14 protein-coding genes and 2 pseudogenes are annotated in these 15,255 nt (G+C 36.2%); 9 read left to right on the forward strand and 7 right to left on the reverse strand.

From position 1 onward, the window contains the following. Positions 1 to 56: 56 nt before the first annotated feature. The 5 genes from SPAR10_RS08475 to SPAR10_RS08495 all read right to left on the reverse strand — a co-directional run bounded on the left by SPAR10_RS08475 (position 57) and on the right by SPAR10_RS08495 (position 3,411). Positions 57 to 272 carry a DUF4649 family protein gene (locus SPAR10_RS08475; protein WP_004252933.1) on the reverse strand — a complete coding sequence of 72 codons (216 nt, stop codon included), beginning with the start codon at positions 270 to 272 and terminating at the stop codon, positions 57 to 59. A gap of 9 nt (positions 273 to 281) precedes the next feature. Further along, positions 282 to 629 (reverse strand): DUF1831 domain-containing protein, encoded by a 348-nt coding sequence (locus SPAR10_RS08480; RefSeq protein WP_004252935.1) that lies wholly within the window; start codon positions 627 to 629, stop codon positions 282 to 284. A gap of 5 nt (positions 630 to 634) precedes the next feature. Continuing rightward, positions 635 to 1,753: a cysteine desulfurase family protein gene (locus SPAR10_RS08485; RefSeq protein WP_004252937.1), complete on the reverse strand. Its 1,119-nt coding sequence runs from the start codon at positions 1,751 to 1,753 to the stop codon at positions 635 to 637. 15 nt (positions 1,754 to 1,768) lie between these two features. Next, positions 1,769 to 2,719 (reverse strand): ribose-phosphate diphosphokinase, encoded by a 951-nt coding sequence (locus tag SPAR10_RS08490; protein WP_004252940.1) that lies wholly within the window; start codon positions 2,717 to 2,719, stop codon positions 1,769 to 1,771. A 122-nt stretch (positions 2,720 to 2,841) separates the two neighbouring features. Next, entirely contained in the window at positions 2,842 to 3,411 is a 570-nt protein-coding gene (locus SPAR10_RS08495) for a CYTH domain-containing protein (protein ID WP_004252943.1), read from the reverse strand. A gap of 133 nt (positions 3,412 to 3,544) precedes the next feature. On the opposite strand from SPAR10_RS08495, the gene SPAR10_RS08500 reads away from it, so the two are divergent. The 8 genes and pseudogenes from SPAR10_RS08500 to SPAR10_RS08535 all read left to right on the forward strand — a co-directional run bounded on the left by SPAR10_RS08500 (position 3,545) and on the right by SPAR10_RS08535 (position 11,101). Continuing rightward, positions 3,545 to 4,216, forward strand: coding sequence for a GTP diphosphokinase (locus SPAR10_RS08500; RefSeq protein ID WP_004252944.1), 672 nt, complete (start codon positions 3,545 to 3,547; stop codon positions 4,214 to 4,216). After that, positions 4,200 to 5,018: an NAD kinase gene (locus SPAR10_RS08505; RefSeq protein ID WP_004252947.1), complete on the forward strand. Its 819-nt coding sequence runs from the start codon at positions 4,200 to 4,202 to the stop codon at positions 5,016 to 5,018. The genes SPAR10_RS08500 and SPAR10_RS08505 overlap by 17 nt, the downstream gene beginning before the upstream one ends. Further along, positions 5,015 to 5,914 (forward strand): RluA family pseudouridine synthase, encoded by a 900-nt coding sequence (locus SPAR10_RS08510; protein WP_004252949.1) that lies wholly within the window; start codon positions 5,015 to 5,017, stop codon positions 5,912 to 5,914. Before SPAR10_RS08505 ends, SPAR10_RS08510 begins: the two co-directional genes overlap by 4 nt. Positions 5,915 to 5,929: 15 nt before the next feature. Next, positions 5,930 to 6,904 carry a phosphate acetyltransferase gene (gene pta / locus SPAR10_RS08515; RefSeq protein ID WP_004252952.1) on the forward strand — a complete coding sequence of 325 codons (975 nt, stop codon included), beginning with the start codon at positions 5,930 to 5,932 and terminating at the stop codon, positions 6,902 to 6,904. Positions 6,905 to 7,051: 147 nt separating this feature from the next. Next, complete coding sequence (gene ylqF, locus SPAR10_RS08520) at positions 7,052 to 7,903, forward strand: ribosome biogenesis GTPase YlqF (protein ID WP_004252955.1); 852 nt, start codon at positions 7,052 to 7,054, stop codon at positions 7,901 to 7,903. Beyond that, complete coding sequence (locus tag SPAR10_RS08525) at positions 7,890 to 8,672, forward strand: ribonuclease HII (protein WP_004252958.1); 783 nt, start codon at positions 7,890 to 7,892, stop codon at positions 8,670 to 8,672. Before ylqF ends, SPAR10_RS08525 begins: the two co-directional genes overlap by 14 nt. Positions 8,673 to 8,684: 12 nt before the next feature. Next, positions 8,685 to 10,235, forward strand: coding sequence for a ClC family H(+)/Cl(-) exchange transporter (locus SPAR10_RS08530; RefSeq protein ID WP_004252962.1), 1,551 nt, complete (start codon positions 8,685 to 8,687; stop codon positions 10,233 to 10,235). A 123-nt stretch (positions 10,236 to 10,358) separates the two neighbouring features. Further along, positions 10,359 to 11,101 (forward strand): annotated as a pseudogene (locus SPAR10_RS08535) (CPBP family intramembrane glutamic endopeptidase). A 559-nt stretch (positions 11,102 to 11,660) separates the two neighbouring features. Here SPAR10_RS08535 and SPAR10_RS10895 read toward each other — a convergent pair. After that, positions 11,661 to 11,928 (reverse strand): annotated as a pseudogene (locus SPAR10_RS10895) (transposase); the annotation flags it as partial. Between the two features lie 504 nt (positions 11,929 to 12,432). After that, complete coding sequence (locus SPAR10_RS08540; protein ID WP_004252970.1) at positions 12,433 to 13,455, reverse strand: hypothetical protein; 1,023 nt, start codon at positions 13,453 to 13,455, stop codon at positions 12,433 to 12,435. 797 nt (positions 13,456 to 14,252) lie between these two features. Between SPAR10_RS08540 and SPAR10_RS08545 the strand changes: the two genes are divergently transcribed. Further along, positions 14,253 to 15,248 carry a DUF5677 domain-containing protein gene (locus SPAR10_RS08545; protein WP_004252979.1) on the forward strand — a complete coding sequence of 332 codons (996 nt, stop codon included), beginning with the start codon at positions 14,253 to 14,255 and terminating at the stop codon, positions 15,246 to 15,248. Positions 15,249 to 15,255 lie beyond the last annotated feature (7 nt).

The following is a 15,255-nucleotide window of genomic DNA, read 5'->3' on the forward strand; positions in this document are numbered from 1 at the left end:
ATTTTATAGAAAGCTTGTGAAAATTGCAACAATAACGAAAAAAACTAAGAAAATTCTTAGTTTATCTTCGTTTCGTGGTAAGTCCTTAAAAAGCGGTAGAGGTTACCTAGAAGCCCTTGATAGATTTCAACTCCATCATGTGTTAATGAAGTAATATGAGTAGTATCAGGGAGAGTTACACAACCCGATAGAGAGAGCATAAGAGCTTCATAGTCTTCATATTCTTGCACACGCTCTACTTGATAGGAGTCCTTGTAAGTTAATCGAAACATAATGACCTTCTATCTTTCGCTTTTTGTAAATACGCCACGTTCAACCAGGCTATCCATCAAAAAGTAAAATTTCTCTTGGTGGATATGAGTTTCTTCTGATTTGAAGATATCAACTAAACGTAGACCAAATTTATCAGTGATATTGATTTTTACACCAGTTAAGTCTTTGTTGATGATAATCTTAAGTTGGAATCCTTCTCCGCTATTTGGAACTTTTTCAAGTAGACGCGTTAATTCATAGTTCCCAACTTTAGTTTCAAAAAAAGTATTATCTTTAAGCGTAAATTTTTTAACAGTTGGACTAAGTGTGTATTCGTAACGACAATTTTTAAGTTTAATCGTTTGCTCAAATGCCATTAAGTTTATCCTCCGATGATATTTTTAAGAGTTTTAGCAAGAGTTATCATTTCTTGTTCTGTATTTTGAGGTGAAATGCTGACACGTACAGACTCGTGTAAGCGAGGAGATTCTTCTCCGTAGAAGGCTTGAAGAACATGACTGACCTGAACAACACCAGCTGTACAAGCAGAACCTGTTGAAATAGAAATACCTTCAAGGTCTAAACGAAGTAGTAGTAGATCGTTGCGTTGTCCCGGAAATCCGATATTTAGGACATAAGGGAGTTGCTCTTTACCTTGATTAAGATAATAGGTTGATTCAGCCATTTCATTTAGAAAAACTTTCTGTAGTTTTTGAACTTTATTAAAGTTAGCCTCTAGATGATCTATATCGTCCTTAAGAGCTGCAACCATACCTATAATTGCGGGAAGGTTTTCTGTCCCTGCTCTTTTTTTCTGTTCTTGATCTCCACCATGTAGATAAGGATCAAAATCTGTAGAAGCAGCGTATAGGAAACCGATACCCTTTGGACCGTGAAATTTATGAGCAGAAGCACTGAGGAAATCTATCCCTAGTTCTTCAGGAAGAATCTCTAGCTTCCCGACAGCTTGAACAGCATCTACATGATAAGCAGCTGAATGGACTTTTAAAATCTGACCAATTTCAGCGATTGGTAAAAGAGTACCTGTTTCATTGTTAACATACATAGTTGAAACGAGAATAGTATCTTCACGCAGTGCATTTTTGACTTGATCTGCAGTGATTTCATGATTGTCGTCGGGTTTTAAAATAGTCACTTCAAACCCAAAATTTTCCACCAGATATTCAATTGGCTCAAGCACAGCGTGATGTTCGATAGCAGTAGTAATAATGTGTTTTCCGCGATTTTGATGACGAAGACAGTAGCCGATAATAGCAGTATTATTACTTTCTGTACCACCAGATGTGAAGAAAATGTGTTGGGGCTTTGTACCTAGTATACCTGCTAACTCTTGACGGGCTTCACGTAATAATTTTCCTGCTTGACGCCCATGACCATGAATACTAGAAGGATTGCCATAAGTCTCCTGCATGACTTGAGTCATTGCTGAGATAGCTGCAGATGACATGGGTGTCGTAGCAGCATTATCTAAATAAATCAAAAACTCACCTAATTTCTATTTAAATTTAAATAGTGGACTAACTGGTTTTCTTTCATGAATACGAACCATGGCATCACCAATTAGTTCGCTTGCGGTAATATATTGTACATTCTTAGGCTTTTTACTTTCTGTCAATACAGAATCTGTAACCAAGACTTCCTTGATATTAGCTGCATCCAACAACTCTGCAGCACCGTTGACGAACAATCCATGGCTGGATACCGCGTAAATTTCAGTAGCACCATCGCGTTCCAAAATTTTAGCAGCTTCTGAGAAAGTACGGCCTGTATTAAGAATGTCATCGATTAAAATTGCTTTCTTACCTTCAACCTCTCCGATGATGTAACCTTGGCTACGTTCAGAATCATCTTGAGCATAGTCAATGATAGCAATCGGAGCATCAAGGTATTCAGCAAGGCTACGAGCACGTTTTACACCTGAGTTTTTAGGGCTGACAACAACCACATCTGGACCAGTTAAACCTTTATCAATGTAGTGTTTAGCAAATAGCGGAATTGTATAGAGGTTATCTACAGGAATATCAAAGAAACCTTGTACCTGAACAGCATGAAGGTCCAGTGTCAATACACGGCTAACCCCAGCTTTTACTAACATATTTGCAACAAGTTTAGCCGTAAGAGGTTCTCGAGAAGAAGCAATACGGTCTTGACGTGCATAACCAAAATAGGGCATGACAACATTAATTGTATTTGCACTGGCGCGGACACAAGCATCGACTGTGATTAAAAGTTCCATTAAATGATTGCTAACTGGATAAGAAGTAGACTGAATGATGTAAACATCATATCCACGTACACTTTCTTCAATGTTAACTTGGATTTCGCCATCGGAGAATTGACGTGATGACAACTTTCCAAGTGGAACACCTGCAGCATCTGCAATTTTTTGAGCTATTTCATGATTGGATGAAAGAGAAAAAAGCTTCATATTTTTTGTATCTGACATTGATAAACCGTCCTCTATAAATTAAGTGAATCGGTGAAAAAACATTTTCAAAGGAAAGTGTTTTCTTTCACAGATTCTATTATTTTTTATCTCTTCTATTTTATCAAAAAAAGAAGATAATTTCAGTTTTTTTTCATATTTTCTATAAATCTCACTAATTTAGAAGGAGCTTTCTTGTAATGGATATCATTGGCTTGTAAAAACTCCTGAAAATCAAGACTTCCTTGGTCACCATTTTCAACTTCTAGCTCTAGTTCATAATCTACAATATCAAAGTAGCGGCTTTGGTCAAGCGCCATGAGCCCAATTGCTGTTTCTTTTTCGTAACGAACAGTAGTTAGGCAACCTAAAACCACCCAACCACTTGTTGAAAGTCCACGGCTTTTTAGTTCTTCCAAAATCAACCCCTGAGGAAGTTTACAATTTTCAAGACAATATTTAGCTTCCTCAAGAGTAAGGGATTGATTGTATTCCATATTTCCAACTTTTTGAGGAATCTTAATGGTTAATTCGGCACTATTTTCAAAAGTACGTATTCGCATAGCGATTTTATGCTGGCGAAGGTAAAAATCAGGCGAATCTAGGTAGTAATTTTTTTGTGTAACAGGAGTGACTTCTGAAAATTGAGCTAGCAATCGATCATATTCTTCTTCACTGAGAAGTGTTTTCATTTCAATTTCTAAATGTTTCATTTTTGCAACCTTTTCTTTATATTTGAAAGCGATTTATGGTATAATAAGCATTGTATTTATTGTATATGATTTTCATGAGAAAATCAAAAACTAGATAAATTAAACTGCATAGAGAATTGGACGTAAGAGTTATATGATTACAGAATGGGAAGAATTTTTAGATCCTTACATTCAAGCTGTCGGAGAATTAAAAATAAAACTCCGAGGAATCCGAAAACAATACAGAAAACAAAACCGACATTCTCCAATCGAGTTTGTCACGGGTCGGGTTAAACCGATTGAAAGTATCAAAGAGAAAATGGCACGCCGGGGTATTGGCTATGACACACTTGAACAGGATTTGCAAGATATTGCAGGTTTACGTGTCATGGTTCAATTCGTAGACGACGTAAATGAAGTTGTTTCTATCCTTCGTAAAAGACAGGATATGAGAGTTGTTCAAGAACGTGATTACATAACTCATCGAAAGGCTTCGGGTTATCGTTCTTACCATGTGATTATTGAGTATATGGTTGATACGATTTACGGTGCAAAAACCATTCTAGTTGAGATTCAAATTCGTACCTTGGCTATGAACTTTTGGGCTACAATCGAACATTCACTCAACTATAAATATCAAGGAGATTTCCCAGAGGAAATCAAAGAAAGACTTGAGATTACAGCCAGAATTTCACATCAGCTAGACGAAGAAATGAGTAAAATACGTGCTGATATCCAGGAAGCACAAGCGCTCTTTGATCCTTTGCACAGAAAGTTAAATGACGGGGTAGGAAACAGTGACGATACCGATGAAGAATACAGGTAAACGAATTGACCTAATTGCCAACCGTAAGCCTCAGAGTCAGAAAGTTCTATTCGAGTTAAAAGAACGATTAAAAAAGAATAATTTTATCCTGAATGATAAAAATCCAGATATCGTCGTCTCTATTGGTGGAGATGGGATGTTGTTGTCTGCTTTTCATAAGTATGAAAACCAACTGGATAAGGTTCGTTTTGTTGGGGTTCATACAGGACATTTAGGCTTTTATACGGATTATCGTGATTTTGAGTTGGACCAATTGGTTACAAATTTACAGTTGGATAATGGTGCTCAAGTGTCTTATCCACTCTTAAGTGTCAAAATATTTCTCGAAAATGGTGAAGTCAAGTCTTTCCGAGCACTAAATGAAGCTAGCATTCGTCGAGCGGATCGAACTATGGTTGCTGATGTCATTATTAACCATGTTCCCTTCGAACGCTTTCGTGGTGATGGCCTAACAGTTTCAACGCCGACTGGAAGTACTGCTTATAATAAATCACTTGGTGGAGCAGTACTGCACCCGACCATAGAGGCCCTACAATTGGCTGAAATTGCTAGTTTGAACAACCGAATCTACCGCACGCTTGGTTCATCAATTATTGTTCCAAAAAAAGACAAGATTGAATTGATACCAACACGAAATGACTATCACACAATCTCAATCGATAATAGTATTTATTCTTTCCGAAATATTGAGAAAATAGAGTATCAGATTGATCACCACAAGATTCATTTTGTAGCCACGCCAAGCCACACTAGTTTTTGGAATCGTGTTAAAGATGCCTTTATTGGTGAGGTGGACGAATGAGGTTTCAGTTTATTGCCGACGAACATGTCAAGGTCAAAACTTTTTTGAAAAAACATGAAGTTTCAAAAGGCTTACTTGCCAAGATTAAGTTTCGAGGTGGTGATATTCGAGTAAACGGGCATCCGCAGAATGCAACCTATCTCTTAGATATCGGAGATGAAGTCGTCATTGATATTCCGCCAGAGGAAGGATTCGAGACACTTGAAGCAATTGATTATCCTCTAGAGATTCTATTTGAAGATGATCATTTCTTGATTATCAACAAACCATTTGGAGTTGCATCAATTCCTAGTGTCAATCATTCTAATACCATTGCCAACTTTATCAAAGGCTACTATGTAAAACAAAACTATGAGAATCAGCAGGTTCACATTGTGACACGACTTGATAGAGATACTTCTGGATTGATGCTTTTTGCTAAACATGGCTATGCGCATGCCAGATTAGACAAGCAGTTGCAAAAAAAAGCAATTGAAAAGCGGTATTTCGCTTTAGTCAAGGGAAATGGGTATCTGGAACCTCAGGGAGAAATCATAGCACCAATAGCTCGAGATGAAGATTCCATCATTACAAGGCGAGTAGCAAAGGGTGGAAAATATGCTCACACTTCCTATCAAATTGTGGAATCTTATGGGGATATCCATCTAGTCGATATTCGTCTTCACACGGGTAGAACTCATCAGATTCGAGTACATTTCTCGCATATAGGGTTTCCATTGCTGGGAGATGACCTTTATGGGGGAAGCCTAGATCATGGCATAGAACGCCAAGCTCTTCATTGTCATTACTTATCGTTCTATCATCCTTTCTTAGAAGAGCAGTTAGAGCTGGAATGCCCACTGCCGGATGATTTCAACACACTTATAACACAGTTATCAAATAATAATTTATCTTAAAAGGAGTCAAAACTCATGGAAGTTTTTGAAAGTTTGAAAGCCAACCTAGTTGGTAAAAATGCACGCATCGTCTTACCTGAAGGTGAAGAACCACGTATTCTACAAGCAACCAAGCGTTTGGTAAAAGAAACAGAAGTTATCCCTGTACTATTAGGAAACCCTGAAAAGATTAAAATTTATCTTGAAATTGAAGGAATTACAGACGGCTACGAAGTTATTAATCCAGAAAATTACCCACAATTTGAAGAAATGGTAGCTTCTCTTGTTGAACGTCGTAAAGGAAAAATGACAGAAGAAGAAGCGAGAGAAGTACTTATCAATGATGTGAACTACTTTGGTGTTATGTTAGTTTATATGGGCTTAGTAGATGGTATGGTTTCAGGTGCTATTCACTCAACAGCTTCAACTGTTCGTCCAGCTCTTCAAATTATCAAGACTCGTCCAAATGTTAGCCGTACATCAGGTGCCTTCCTCATGGTCCGTGGCACTGAGCGTTACTTGTTCGGTGACTGTGCGATCAACATCAACCCCGATGCTGATGCTCTAGCTGAAATTGCTATTAACTCAGCTATCACAGCTAAAATGTTCGGTATTGAACCTAAGATTGCTATGCTTAGCTACTCAACTAAAGGTTCAGGTTTTGGTGAAAGTGTTGATAAGGTTGTTGAAGCAACTAAAATCGCACACGAATTGCGTCCAGACCTTGAAATTGATGGTGAATTACAATTCGATGCTGCCTTCGTTCCGGAAACTGCAGCTCTTAAAGCTCCAGGAAGTAATGTAGCTGGACAAGCTAATGTCTTCATCTTCCCTGGTATTGAAGCAGGTAACATTGGTTACAAGATGGCAGAACGTCTTGGTGGATTTGCTGCAGTTGGACCTGTTTTGCAAGGCCTTAACAAACCAGTAAATGACCTTTCACGTGGATGTAACTCTGATGATGTCTACAAACTAACTCTAATTACTGCAGCGCAAGCTGTTCATCAATAAAAATTTTTCCCTCTTTTCCTCTTGGCAAAGGGGGATTTCCCTTTTTTGAAGATACAATTCACCTGCAAAAATAGCCAAAATATGGTAAAATAGTCAGTAATCATCTATATTTTATGAAATAAGTTTGTATGAAGAAAAGGAAATAAAATGGCGACTATTCAATGGTTTCCTGGCCATATGTCAAAAGCAAGACGTCAAGTCCAGGAAAATTTAAAATTTGTTGATTTTGTGACAGTTTTAGTGGATGCACGCTTGCCCTTGTCTAGCCAAAATCCAATGCTGACTAAAATCATCGGGGACAAACCAAGACTATTGATTCTGAACAAGGCAGACCTTGCAGACCCAGCATTAACAAAAGAGTGGCGTCAGCACTTTGAATCGCAAGGAATTCAAACGCTTGCTATCAACTCTAAAGAGCAAATTACGGTAAAAGTCGTGACCGATGCTGCAAAGAAACTCATGGCTGATAAGATTGCTCGTCAAAAAGAACGTGGTATTCAAATTGAGACCTTACGTACAATGATTATTGGGATTCCAAACGCAGGAAAGTCAACTCTGATGAACCGTTTGGCTGGTAAGAAAATTGCCGTAGTTGGAAACAAGCCTGGTGTGACAAAAGGCCAGCAATGGCTTAAAACCAATAAGGATTTAGAAATTTTGGATACTCCAGGAATTCTCTGGCCAAAATTTGAAGATGAAACCGTCGCCCTTAAACTTGCACTTACGGGAGCCATCAAGGATCAGTTACTTCCAATGGATGAGGTAACGATTTTCGGTCTCAATTACTTTAAAACACATTACCCCGAGAAGCTTCAAGAACGTTTTAAACAAATGAATCTGAACGATGAAGCTCCAGAAATCATTATGAATATGACTCGCATCCTAGGTTTTCGTGATGATTACGACCGTTTTTACAACCTTTTTGTCAAAGAAGTTCGTGATGGAAAACTTGGTAACTATACCTTAGATACATTGGATGATCTCAATGACAACGATTAAAGAAATCAAAGAAGAATTAGCAAAAATAAGAGAACTTGAAAGTCCCTTATTTAAGGAATTTGAAAAAGATTCTCGTTCAGGTGTCCAAAAGGAAATTGAAAAGCGTAAAAAGGCCATCCAAGCAGAAATGGATGAAAATCTCCGCTTAGAAGGCATGCTTCGCTATGAAAAAGATCTATATAGTAAAGGGACATCCCTAATTGCTGGTGTAGATGAGGTTGGACGTGGTCCTTTGGCCGGACCTGTTGTTGCTGCGGCAGTCATTCTTCCCAAAAATTGTAAAATAAAAGGTTTAAATGACAGCAAAAAAATTCCTAAGAAAAAACACGAGGAGATTTTTCAGGCTGTCAAAGAGAATGCCCTAACAATCGGTATTGGGATTATGGACAATCATGTCATTGACCAAGTCAATATCTATGAAGCGACAAAACTAGCTATGAAGGAAGCTGTTTCGCAACTTGAACCTCAGCCAGAACATCTTTTGATTGATGCTATGAAGTTGGATTTGCCGATTTCTCAGACATCCATCATTAAAGGAGATGCTAACTCGCTGTCTATTGCAGCGGCATCTATCGTTGCTAAGGTTACGAGAGATAAGATCATGGCAAACTATGACCAAGAATTCCCAGGTTATGATTTTGGTCAAAACTCTGGCTATGGAACCGCTAAACATCTAGAAGGTATAGATAAGCAGGGTATTACACCCATTCATCGCACTAGTTTTGAACCCGTTAAAACACTTGTTGCGTCAAGTAAAGAAAAGAATTGAGAGGAAGCAACTATGGAGGAGCACTCGGAAACACTTAGTTCCAAGAAAGAATTTGCCTTCGCGTCCAGTACGATCTTAGCTCAAGTAGGGCGAGGTATTATTGTCGGATTAGTCGTAGGAATTATTGTGGGATCATTTCGATTTTTGATCGAAAAAGGCTTTCATATCGTTCAAGGATTTTATCAAGACCAAGAGAATCTGATATGGAATCTATTGATTGTTTTATTGTTTTATATCCTCATTTGCTTACTTAGTGCCAAATTAACACGTTCAGAAAAAGATATCAAAGGTTCTGGTATTCCTCAAGTTGAAGCGGAGTTAAAAGGTCTCATGTCTCTCAACTGGTGGAGTGTCCTCTGGAAGAAATACATTCTAGGTATCTTGGCCATTGCGAGTGGGCTTATGCTCGGTCGTGAAGGTCCCAGTATTCAGCTAGGTGCCGCTGGAGGAAAAGGAATTGCTAAATGGCTCAATTCTAGCCCTGTTGAGGAGCGTTCTTTGATTGCTAGCGGAGCTGCTGCTGGACTTGCTGCAGCCTTTAACGCACCGATTGCGGGGTTATTATTTGTAGTAGAAGAAGTTTATCACCATTTTTCACGATTCTTCTGGGTTTCTACCTTAGCTGCTAGTCTAGTAGCAAACTTTGTTTCTCTTCTTATCTTTGGCTTGACACCCGTTCTGGATATGCCAGATAATATCCCTCTCATGAGTTTGAGTCAGTATTGGATTTATCTGCTTATGGGGATTTTTCTTGGTTTTTCAGGTTTTCTTTATGAGAAAGCGGTTCTGAATGTCGGCAAAGTTTATGATTGGATTGGGAAAAAGGTTCACATTGACAAAGCTTATCATCCAATTTTTGCTTTTATCCTGATTATTCCTGTGGGAATATTCCTACCTCAAATACTTGGTGGGGGCAATCAGGTTGTCTTATCCTTAACAGAACAAGATTATAGTTTCCAAATTCTCTTAGTTTACTTCATCATTCGTTTTATCTGGAGTATGATTAGTTACGGAAGTGGACTACCAGGTGGTATTTTCTTACCAATTTTAGCTTTAGGGTCTTTACTTGGTGCTCTGGTCGGTGTTATTTGTGTCAATCTTGGACTCGCCACCCAGCAGCAATTTCCTATCTTTGTGATTCTTGGAATGAGTGGGTATTTTGGTGCTATCTCAAAAGCACCTTTGACAGCTATGATTCTTGTGACTGAGATGGTCGGAGATATCCGTAATCTCATGCCTCTAGGGATGGTAACTCTTGTTGCTTACATCGTTATGGATTTGCTTAAAGGAGCGCCTGTATATGAAGCCATGCTGGAGAAAATGTTACCTGAAACCGCAAGTGACGATGGAGAAGTTACTCTTATTGAAATTCCTGTTTCTGATAAAATAGCAGGCAAGCAAGTACATGAACTTAATTTACCACATAACGTTCTGATCACAACCCAAGTTCATAACGGAAAACGTAAGACGGTTAACGGTTCAACAAGAATGTATTTAGGAGATATGATCCATCTTGTTATTCCAAAAAGCGAGATTGGGAAAGTGAAAGATTTGTTACTATAAAAACATAAAAAAAGTTATGTATTTTTAAGAACAAAAAGATAATAGAATATATTTGTTGCATAATATAATTTATGTAACAAATATATTTTTTAGGATATTTTTAAATAATTAAAGGAAGATGCTATGAGTAGAAATAAAGCTCTTGCAGTTTATTTATTTGGGACTTTTAGTCAATTATTATTAGTTTGTTTAGTTGTATTTTTCTGCAATTATTATGGCGTTCATTCTGTTCTAGTAAATGTTTTCGGAGTAATGATTGGTGGAATCTCTACAGCCTTATGGGGTAGCATTGTTGCCATTTGCTATTATGAGATTGACTTAAAGAAAATAATAAAAGATTTTTTTAACATTCAGACCAGTTACAAACATTATTTATTAGCATTTTTTCTTATTATTCTTGATTTCTCTTTTCTATTTTTTGGGGGAAAATCGTACAATTTATCTGGTATCTTCCTTTTCTGATGTTTTTCAAGTTTATTGTATTTGGCGGTTTGGAGGAAATTGGTTGGAGATATGTATTTCAGCCACTTTTACAAGAAAAGTTCCACTATTTTCAAGCGACAATTTTAACATTTATCATATGGTCAATTTGGCATTTATTGTTCTTTTATATAGATGGTTCTCTAGCCATCCTTCAAATAGTACCTTTTTTATTTGGGTTGCTGACAAATTCGTTTATTCTTTCAGCTCTTTATTTAAAAACAAAAAATCTCTGGATTTGTGTGATGACGCATTCAATGATTAATGTATTTTCTCAAATGACTATGAGTGACGACCATTACGGAATGTATCTAATCAGAATTATTGTTATTGTTGCATCGTGTTATCTAGTAATGTCTAGCAAAGTTAAGTATAAAACTTATTAAATAGTATTTAGAATAATTTTGAACATTTAATAGAGAGTTAAAAATCCAAATCACTTTGTTGATTTGGATTTTATTGATTTTAGAGAAAATTATAAGTTTATGTAAAAGTTATTTAAACATTGATAGAAAAACTAAAAGTTAATGTACATTTGAACAATTTCTAGTTTTCACTTAAATAAAGTACATAATTAAGAATAATTAGCTCTAGAAAAATTTTTTAAAACTAAAAGTTTATGTACAATTGACTTAACAAGTGCTAAACCATTGATACAACTGAATTTGAAGCATAAAGTACATTCTTTAAAGAGTGTACTTTATTTTGTACATTATTCTGGGGTGATATTTTGTATGTTTTCTAGTTCATAACATCATCTGATTTAAGGAATTGATTTGTACATTTTTACTCTAATAGGTGCAGAAGAAGTAGTGGTTCAATTGTACATTTTTTGCTACTCATTTAAGGTCTTATTGATAGTAAGATATAGATTTTTTACTCGTGGTGCTAGTTAATCTCAAAGTATCTCAGATTATAAGTCAGTACAATTTGCTCCATTCTCAACTACAATCCTGTTAAGCCTCTAGTTAGTGTTTGTTCGACATCAAAAAAAGCACAAAGTTCTGAAAATCGAGTTTCAATAGTCCGTCTCATAGCCATTAGTTTCCAATGATTATGTTGTTTAGCTCTTGCCATATTTTTGACATAAAGGCATCCAAAGATGGTAACCTTTCTGTTTCAACTGTTCTCTGAGTTCATAGCTAAGATAAGCTAAATCAGCTAAAACATAGGGTTGAGAACAATTTTCTAGTAAGTCATCAACTGCCTTGACCGTCGATTAAACCGACTTCTTTCAAGGAGACACCCACAAGGATTCTTGTTTAGAAGCACCGAATCAATCAAGAAGGATCACCCAGAGGTTCCAGCATTTGAAGAATATGACGAGCTACTTGAAGCAATCAAAAAATCCCTATAAAGGGATTTTTTTATACCTATAATACCTTGTGCAAAATAGTCGTATATATCAAAATCAGAGTCACGTTACCTACTATTAGGCCGAAAGTCGCAAGTATTGTCTTTGATGTACCCGGCCTAAAATCTGCACTAATCAAATAAGGCCAAAAACATGCCATTGGAAAAATGGCTATTAGTATACATACATAGATGGGAAAGCTTGTCCAAAGAAAGCGTGTTGTCTCTAACCAGCGTCCCCATGAAGGTATCATTATTTTGCTTATAGTGAAAAGTATGCATATAAGATGGACAACAAGAAGATAAATGGCATACTTTGTCTTGTTTAGCGTTTTTTCTTTTTCATTTTATCTAAGTATCCTTGCTAATTTTCCAATCGCTCAGCTGCAATCTTGGAACTAAAATTAAAATTAACTATATCATTATTCGAATCAAGGTCTAAATTCATAAAATAATGATTCCAAAAGAATTCATTGTTACCTGCTCCCCACTGCACGCCATAATGACCCAAATATTCATCTCTTGGCTCGTTTGGAGTCAGCCATATTTTTTTCCCAAATACTTTCGTGAACTCGTTTTCGTCAAGCTTCTTTAGCAAATCTATACCATCTATATTATATGAAATTCCATGTTTTTTGGCAACAGCTGTGCACTCAGAATCGAAGCAAACCTGCGTAACTACACAGTCCTTCAGCTCCGTACTCTTCCTCTTATCTCCGTAAACACCTATACATCCGAGAACTACATTCTTCTTTACAAGAAGATAGGTGGATCGCGTAACTGCTGAGTCATAGGACTTAAAGCCGTTTGGTACGCTAACCCCAGCTCCTTGGTATTTAGTATAGCTTCCCGTTGTCAAAAGCTCGTTATAATTAGGATAATCATGTCTACCATTTGACACATAAATTTCAAACTCCTTGTCTATCAAATCCGAAATCTTAGTCTCTGTAAGATGAATTTCAGTTCCGTCAATTTTAAGTGGAGGTGCGTTATCAGGTAGACCTATAATTATATATACAAACATCAAAAACACGAATACCATAAGCACTGCAACGATACCTATCCAAGATTTCCCGGTCCTCCTTCGTGCATTGAAAAGCGACATTATAGAAGGCGTGATTATAGCAGCACCAATTGGCGCCGCCCCATGACGGAACATGCTCATGACCTTAAAGGCAATTACAGCGCTAATTAGTATTAAAATTATGTGCACTGCATACTCTCCTGCGCTTAGCTTACTCGTCCTAGTCTGATTATTTGCTGGGGCATCGTACACTGGAACACCGTTCTCAAAGGTGTTCTTCATTCTAAAACGCAGCCAAAACAATATTCCAATAAACACAAATGCCAAGAACACTAGCATTCCGATAAAAACTAATTTTTCCATCTGTAACCTTTTCTCTGACCTAATTATCGTCCATCAAAATTCATATCTAGTCTACCACATTTTGAAATTGTTTTACAATATTTACATAATTGTGCACGAATCTAAAATGTATACAAGCTTTTCAGAGTATTTATTCTTTACACCTCTTTTTCGCTATGTTAAACTTGTAGTAAGTTTAATACTTGTTTTATTCTAAATGTGCGCATCATTTTAACGCAAAAAACAAATTTAATTTCGTTGTTTCTGTAGTTAACTTTTTTATCGAAGTAATTCAGGAGTCCTATATTCAATATGAAGTTAGGAGACCTTATGGAAAATCCAAAATAGAAAGTAAAAGTCTGATTTAAATTAAGTAAGAGATTAGCTAACTAGTTTAAAAACTAAAAGTTTATGTACAATTGACTTAACATGAGCTAAACCATTGATACAACTGAATTAGAAGCATAAAGTACATCCTTCAAGAAATGTACTTTATTTTTGTTTTGTACATTATTCTGAGGCGGTATTTTGTATGTTTTCTAGTACATAATATCCTCAAATCTAAGAAATTGATTTGTACATTTTTTACTCAAGTAACAGCAGAAGAAGTGGTGGTTCAATTGTACATTTTTTGAAACTTATTTATGTTCCTACTTAACACAAGATATAGATTTTTATTTTGTTGATGGTATAATTAATGATAGATGATGCGCTATTTCTAAACGTAAAATACAAGATTTTCTAATTTATTTTCTTTTAGACTAGAAGATTATTGCAATAAATACTATGTATAAATTATTAAAAAGGTAGGAGCTATAATGGCCGATAAATTTGGACAGTTTTTTAAAGATACACTAAAAGAAATTCTCGTAGAACATGTAAAAGAATTAAAAAATCAATCTGAAATTGATAAATTTTATGAAAAATATGAAAAGGCTGATTTTTCAGGATTATATCTAGAAATGATTAATGACACTTCAAATCAAATGGTAAGCGATGCTAAGATGATAATGCATGAGAATACGTTACTGTTTAGAGGAGAGGAAACAGAAATAATTGCAAGAATAGAGCAAAAGTGGTCTAATGCGTTTGCTACATCTGAGACCATGTATATGATGGTTCTTGAATCTGTAAAAGATTATTCTGATTATGTAAATAAAATTGATAACAAGGAGAGAGAAAAATCTATTCATAAATACACAGCCTTAAAATACATACACGGAAGAGGTCTACAACAATTTTTAGAGATAATCACTTTAATGAAAAATGGATTTGCTGATGGTGCGTATTCTAGATGGCGTTCACTCTACGAATTAAATATTATTGCGTCGTTTATTTCAGAATATGGAGAGGAAGTTGCTGAAGCTTATATTTCATCACATAATACAGAAGATCGTTATGAATGGGCAAGAGCTTGCGGTGAATTTAGTCCTAAAAAGAGATATATAAGTTTTGACGATATCAGAAAAAAATCCAATTTCCCATCAGAATTATGGCAACAACCATATCGAATCTCTAATGAAGTCACACATGCATCATCACAAGGCACATTTAATCGATTAGGTCTAATGGACGGGGAAGAGAAAATAAGTGTAGGACATACTGATTATGGACTAACAATACCTGGTGAACACTCTGCTATCACAATAGCGCAACTTACGGGGTTGCTTTTGATGGTATATCCATCTGGTGATTCTATAGTAGCTGCAAAAATGATAAATAAATGGGTAGATGTAGTAAGAGAGCAATATTTTAAGACACATGACTATATTTTTCCTGATGAACCTAAATTATGGGACGATGAAATAAATTAAAGTCTAA

It is taken from the genome of Streptococcus infantis SPAR10 (assembly GCF_000279535.1).
Taxonomy (GTDB): Bacteria; Bacillota; Bacilli; order Lactobacillales; family Streptococcaceae; genus Streptococcus; species Streptococcus infantis_I.

Bases quoted from the DNA above. Each gene is read 5' to 3' on its own strand.
- SPAR10_RS08475 (WP_004252933.1), bottom strand. From the start codon at position 272: ATGTTTCGATTAACTTACAAGGACTCCTATCAAGTAGAGCGTGTGCAA.
- SPAR10_RS08480 (WP_004252935.1), bottom strand. From the start codon at position 629: ATGGCATTTGAGCAAACGATTAAACTTAAAAATTGTCGTTACGAATAC.
- SPAR10_RS08490 (WP_004252940.1), bottom strand. From the start codon at position 2,719: ATGTCAGATACAAAAAATATGAAGCTTTTTTCTCTTTCATCCAATCAT.
- SPAR10_RS08495 (WP_004252943.1), bottom strand. From the start codon at position 3,411: ATGAAACATTTAGAAATTGAAATGAAAACACTTCTCAGTGAAGAAGAA.
- SPAR10_RS08500 (WP_004252944.1), top strand. From the start codon at position 3,545: ATGATTACAGAATGGGAAGAATTTTTAGATCCTTACATTCAAGCTGTC.
- SPAR10_RS08505 (WP_004252947.1), top strand. From the start codon at position 4,200: ATGAAGAATACAGGTAAACGAATTGACCTAATTGCCAACCGTAAGCCT.
- SPAR10_RS08510 (WP_004252949.1), top strand. From the start codon at position 5,015: ATGAGGTTTCAGTTTATTGCCGACGAACATGTCAAGGTCAAAACTTTT.
- pta (WP_004252952.1), top strand. From the start codon at position 5,930: ATGGAAGTTTTTGAAAGTTTGAAAGCCAACCTAGTTGGTAAAAATGCA.
- ylqF (WP_004252955.1), top strand. From the start codon at position 7,052: ATGGCGACTATTCAATGGTTTCCTGGCCATATGTCAAAAGCAAGACGT.
- SPAR10_RS08525 (WP_004252958.1), top strand. From the start codon at position 7,890: ATGACAACGATTAAAGAAATCAAAGAAGAATTAGCAAAAATAAGAGAA.
- SPAR10_RS08530 (WP_004252962.1), top strand. From the start codon at position 8,685: ATGGAGGAGCACTCGGAAACACTTAGTTCCAAGAAAGAATTTGCCTTC.
- SPAR10_RS08540 (WP_004252970.1), bottom strand. From the start codon at position 13,455: ATGGAAAAATTAGTTTTTATCGGAATGCTAGTGTTCTTGGCATTTGTG.
- SPAR10_RS08545 (WP_004252979.1), top strand. From the start codon at position 14,253: ATGGCCGATAAATTTGGACAGTTTTTTAAAGATACACTAAAAGAAATT.